Origin of the sequence: Sulfurihydrogenibium sp., assembly GCF_027448985.1 — a bacterium.
Classification (GTDB): domain Bacteria; phylum Aquificota; class Aquificia; order Aquificales; family Hydrogenothermaceae; genus Sulfurihydrogenibium.
On the sequence record NZ_DAIDMN010000083.1, the window covers coordinates 1 to 5707 of the forward strand.

1 protein-coding gene and 1 pseudogene are annotated in these 5707 nt (G+C 33.9%); both read left to right on the plus strand.

The genetic code is table 11. The features are described from left to right. Positions 1-1349 (plus strand): annotated as a pseudogene (locus NE054_RS06855) (DNA-directed RNA polymerase subunit beta); the annotation flags it as partial. A 17-nt stretch (positions 1350-1366) separates the two neighbouring features. Next, a partial coding sequence (gene rpoC / locus NE054_RS06860) for a DNA-directed RNA polymerase subunit beta' (protein WP_297890067.1) occupies positions 1367-5707 on the plus strand: 4341 nt, incomplete at its 3' end.

A 5707-nucleotide genomic window follows, 5' to 3' on the forward strand; every position in this document is an offset into this window, starting at 1 on the left:
ATATGACATTGCACATCTTGGAAATAGAAGGGTTAAACGCAGAACTAGAGGAGAAGAAGAAATTCATAATAGAAAGAAGAGATGAATATTTAAGGTCACTACTTTTAGGTGTTAAAGTATCAAAGGACATTAAAATAGGCGGTGAAGTTCTGCTAAATGAGGGAGATACATTAAACCAAGACAACATAGATAAAGCTCTTAAAATTATAGCAATCAATCCAACGAACTTTATAAAGGATAAGAAAACTGCTAACTTAGCAAAAGATATAGTAGAAAAAGCAAAAAGCCAAGTAGAACTTTGGGAAAAAATTTATGAAAAGAAAAAGGAAACGTTGGAAGAAGGTGCAGATTTAAAACCAGGTGTAATAGAACTTGTAAAAGTTTATATAGCTCAAAAGAGAAAAATCCAAGTTGGTGATAAAATGGCAGGTAGACACGGTAATAAAGGTGTAGTATCTGTAGTTTTACCTGTCGAAGATATGCCTTTCCTAGAAGATGGAACTCCTGTAGATATCGTTTTAAACCCATTAGGTGTTCCTTCCCGTATGAACGTAGGTCAAATATTGGAAACCCATCTTGGACTTGCAGCTAAAAAACTTGGAGAACAACTTGGAAAGGAACTTGAAAACATTTTAGATAGAGAAAAGATAATACAAAAAATAGTTGAATATTACTCCATAGTTAACGAGACAGAAGATAAAAGATTGACAAAGAAAAGACTAAAAGATACTCAAGAACTTGAAAAAGCTTTAAGAGAGTTAGATGATGATTCGCTAAAATCCTTAATTAAAGACTTGAGCAAAATAGGTATACCTGTAGAGACTGCAATATTTGAAAGTGCAACGGAAGACGATATAAAGAAAATGCTAGTAAAGGCTGGATTTAAAGAAACAGGAAAAGTGAAATTGATAGATGGAAGAACAGGTGAACCGTTAGACCTAGAAGTTACAGTTGGATACATGTACATGTTAAAACTTATACATATGGTTGATGATAAAATACACGCCCGTTCAACAGGTCCATACTCACTTATCACACAACAACCTCTTGGAGGTAGAGCTCAATTCGGAGGACAAAGATTTGGAGAAATGGAAGTTTGGGCACTGGAAGCTCATGGAGCTGCTTATACACTAAGAGAAATGCTTACCGTTAAATCTGACGATATAGAAGGAAGAAAAAGAGTATACGAAGCTATAATCAAAGGTAAACATTACTATGATATAGGAGTTCCAGAATCATTTAAAGTCTTAGTACGAGAACTAAAAGCTTTAGGTCTTAACGTAGAGTGTATCACAGATGGTGAAGTACAATCCTGTGATACATCTGAAGAAAAGAAACCTTTATTATAGTTTAGGAGGCTAATGCCGTGGAAAATAAAGAAAGAAAAAACTTTCAGAGATTTGATGCTATAAGATTATCATTAGCTTCTCCAGAAACAATAAGGTCTTGGTCCCATGGTGAAGTAAAAAAACCGGAAACTTTAAACTACAGAACGTTAAAACCGGAAAAAGATGGTCTTTTTGATGCAAGAATATTTGGTCCTATTAAAGATTATGAATGTCTTTGTGGTAAGTATAAAAAGAAAAAGTATGAAGGAACAATTTGTGATAGATGTGGAGTTGAAGTTACAAGGTCAGATGTTAGAAGAGAAAGGTTTGGACATATTGAATTAGCATCGCCTGTTGTTCATATTTGGTATTTAAAATCAACCCCTTCAAAGATAGGTAGTTTACTAGACTTAACATCTAGGGACATCGAAAGGGTTGTTTATTTTGAGTCTTATCTTTTAATAGAACATCCTGTTAACGACGAAGAGGAAGCAGATTTTGAAAAAGACCCAAGAAGTTTGCCTATCTTAGAAGGAGGTCTTACAAAATTTGTAAAACTTTCTGTAATTAGTGAAGAAGAGCTTAGACAAAAAGAGTATGAATACTCTAACCCAGAAAAGTACGAATACGGTATGGGTGCAGAAAAAGTAAAGGATATTTTATCTCGTATAGACATGGAAGTTCTTGTTAGGAAGTTGAAAAAAGAACTTCACGGATACGCCGGAACATTTGATGATTTGAATTTAGAATTCAAACTAAATTACCCAAAAATTTATAATAAAGCTATCGCTGAAATAGCAAGAAAATTTCAAGAAGTAGGTTTAAAGTTTGGAGATGTAGAACCAACAGAAAAAGAAATCGATGTAATAATAACTCAAGGATATCACGTTGTAATAGAACCGGGAAATACTAATTTAAAGTTTGGACAGATAGTCAATATAGAACAAACTTCATTAGACCAATCTGTTTTAGCTCTAACTGGAGTAGAGGCTTTAGAAAAATTATACAAAGCTTACAGAGAAAAAGTAAAAGAAATTCCTATCTTTGAAGTTGTAAAAGAATCTGTTAGAAACGTGATATTAAAAGAAGGTGCAGACGCAAGATTAAAAAAACTTATTAGAAGACTTAGATTAGCAGAAGGTTTCTTACAGTCTGGAAACAAGCCTGAATGGATGATTTTAGAAGTTTTACCAGTGATTCCTCCAGATTTAAGACCTCTTTTACCTTTAGATGGTGGAAGGTTTGCTTCATCAGATTTAAACGACCTTTATAGAAGAGTTATTAACAGAAATAGCAGATTAAAAAGATTGATAGACCTTGATGCTCCAGAAATAATAGTTAGAAACGAAAAAAGAATGCTCCAAGAAGCAGTTGATGCACTAATAGATAATGGAAGAAGAGGAAGAATAGTAACTCAAAACAATAGGCCATTAAAATCTCTTTCAGATTCTCTAAGAGGAAAGCAAGGTAGATTCAGACAGAACCTTCTTGGTAAAAGGGTTGACTATTCTGGACGTTCTGTGATAGTTGTAGGACCTGAACTTCAAATGCACGAATGTGGTCTTCCAAAACAGATGGCTCTGGAACTTTTTAAACCTTTCATCTATAGAAGACTAGAAGAAAAAGGTTATGCAACATCTATCAAAAGTGCAAAAAGACTTGTAGATGAGAAAACTCCCGAAGTTTATGAATGTTTAGAAGAGGTAGTCAAACAGCATCCTGTTCTTTTAAACCGTGCTCCAACGTTACACAGAATGTCAGTTCAAGCATTTGAACCAAGACTAGTAGAAGGAAAAGCTATAAAACTTCATCCATTAGTATGTCCGCCATTTAACGCAGACTTTGACGGAGACCAAATGGCTGTTCACGTTCCATTATCTGTGGAAGCACAACTCGAATCTTACGTACTTATGCTTTCAACTCAAAACATTCTCTCCCCAGCTCACGGAAAACCTGTTACAATGCCTTCTCAAGATATAATTTTAGGTGTTCACTATATGACTCAAGAATTACCAGGTGCTTTAGGAGAAGGTAAAGTTTTTGCAAGTGAAGAAGAAGCGAAGTTAGCCTATGACCTAGGAAAAGTTGATTTACTTGCAAAAATAAAAGTCAGAAAAGATGGAAAACTTTTAGAAACCACAGTAGGAAGAATTTTATTTAACGAGATTTTACCAAAAGGTTATAGATTTGTTAATGAAATTTTGGATAAAAAGAAAATATCAAAACTCATCTCAGATATTTATGAAAAGTATGGAAATGAAATAACAGCCAAAACACTGGATAAAATTAAAGAAATAGGATTTAAATTTGCAACAAAAGCTGGAATATCTATAGCTGTATCGGATTTAGTTGTTCCTAAAGAAAAAGAAAAGATTCTAAAAAGAGCAATTAAAGAAGCTGAAACAGTATGGAAACAGTACGTAGATGGTATCATAACAAAAGGAGAAAGACATAACAAAGTTATTGATATATGGTCAAATGCAACAAACGAAGTTGCATCAAAAATGTTTGAGGAAATAGAAAAAACGGAAAGGATAGAAAATGGTAAAAAATATCCAGGATACTTTAATCCAGTTTACATGATGGCATCATCTGGAGCAAGAGGTAGTAGAGACCAGATAAGACAGCTTGCAGGTATGCGTGGACTTATGGCAAAACACTCTGGGGAATTTATTGAGACTCCAATTATGTCTAACTTTAGAGAAGGACTATCCGTAGTTGAGTACTTTATATCTACCTATGGAGCAAGGAAAGGATTGGCAGATACAGCGCTTAAAACAGCAGTGGCTGGATACCTAACTAGAAGATTAGCAGATGTAGCTCAAGACGTAATAATAACTGCTGAAGACTGTGGAACATTGAAAGGTATAACAGTAGGAGCAATAATAGAAAGTGGAGAAATTGTTGTTCCATTCAAAGATAGGATAATAGGAAGATATGTAGTAGAAGACGTTTATGATCCTTACAGTGGAGAACTTTTACTTCCTGCAGGAGAAGAAATTACGGAAGAGATAGCAGATAAATTTGAAAAAGCAGGAATAGATAAAGTAAAAATTCGTTCAGCTTTAACCTGTGAAATGGAACATGGAGTATGTGCAAAATGTTACGGTAGAGACTTATCTCAGAAAAAACTCGTTGATATAGGAGAAGCTGTAGGTATTATAGCAGCTCAATCGATTGGTGAACCAGGAACACAGCTTACAATGAGAACATTCCACATAGGTGGTGCAGCAACAGCAAAAACAACCCAAACACAACATATAGCTTCTGAAGATGGTATTGTAAAACTTCAAAACGTAAAATACGTTATAGATAAAAACGGTAAAAAACTTATCATCAACAGAGAAGGTTCAATAAAAATCGTAGATAAAGAAGGCAAAACATTAGAAAGATTCCCTGCACCTTACGGTGCTGTACTTTTTGTAGAAGATGGACAAGAAGTAAAAGCAGGAACAGTTTTAACAGAATGGGAACCTTTCAGTGACCCAATAGTAATCGAAAAAGGCGGAGAAGTAGAACTCAGAGATGTAATTTTAGATGTTACAATAAAAGAAGAAAGAGATAACATAACTGGAAAGACAAGTTACGTAATCACATTCCTAAGACCAAAAGATGCCCAACTTCATACACCAAGAATGATAGTAAGGGACGAAGAAGGAAAAGAATATATTTATGACCTCCCAGTTAATACAATCCTTTTAATACCAAAAGACCAACTTGAAGAAGTCTGGGATAAATGTTTCTCATGTTCTGAAGCTGAAAAAACAGACGTATTCCATAAATACCTACAAGTGAAAAAGACCTTCAAAGTTAAAGAAGGAGATATAATAGCAAAAATTCCAAAAGAAAAAGCAAAAGTTAGAGATATCGTAGGTGGTTTACCAAGAGTTGAAGAGTTATTAGAAGCAAGAGAACCAAAAAACAAAGCTATAATATCTGAAATAGATGGTATAGTAAGAATATATGAAGATGCAAAAGAAATAACTGTAATCAATCCAAAAGAAAACAAAATTCAAACTTATAAAGTATCAGAAAACACATTTGTTATAGTTAAAAATGGTAGTTTCGTAAAAGCAGGACAAAGTTTAGTAGATGATGGTTCAATTAAAGCAGAATTTGATGGTATGGTTAGATTAAAGAGTGAAGGTTCTAGAATCGTTGTATTTAACAAAGAAACAGGTCAACAAAAGGACTATAAAGTACCAAAAGGTAAATTTATTATAGTTAAAGATAATACTGTTGTTAAAGCTGGAGACCCATTAACAGATGGTTCTCCAAACCCACACGATATATTAAGAGTTATGGGTGTAGAAGAATTAGCAGCATTTCTTGTAAAAGAAGCTCAAATAGTTTACAGATTACAAGGAGTAGAAATTAAC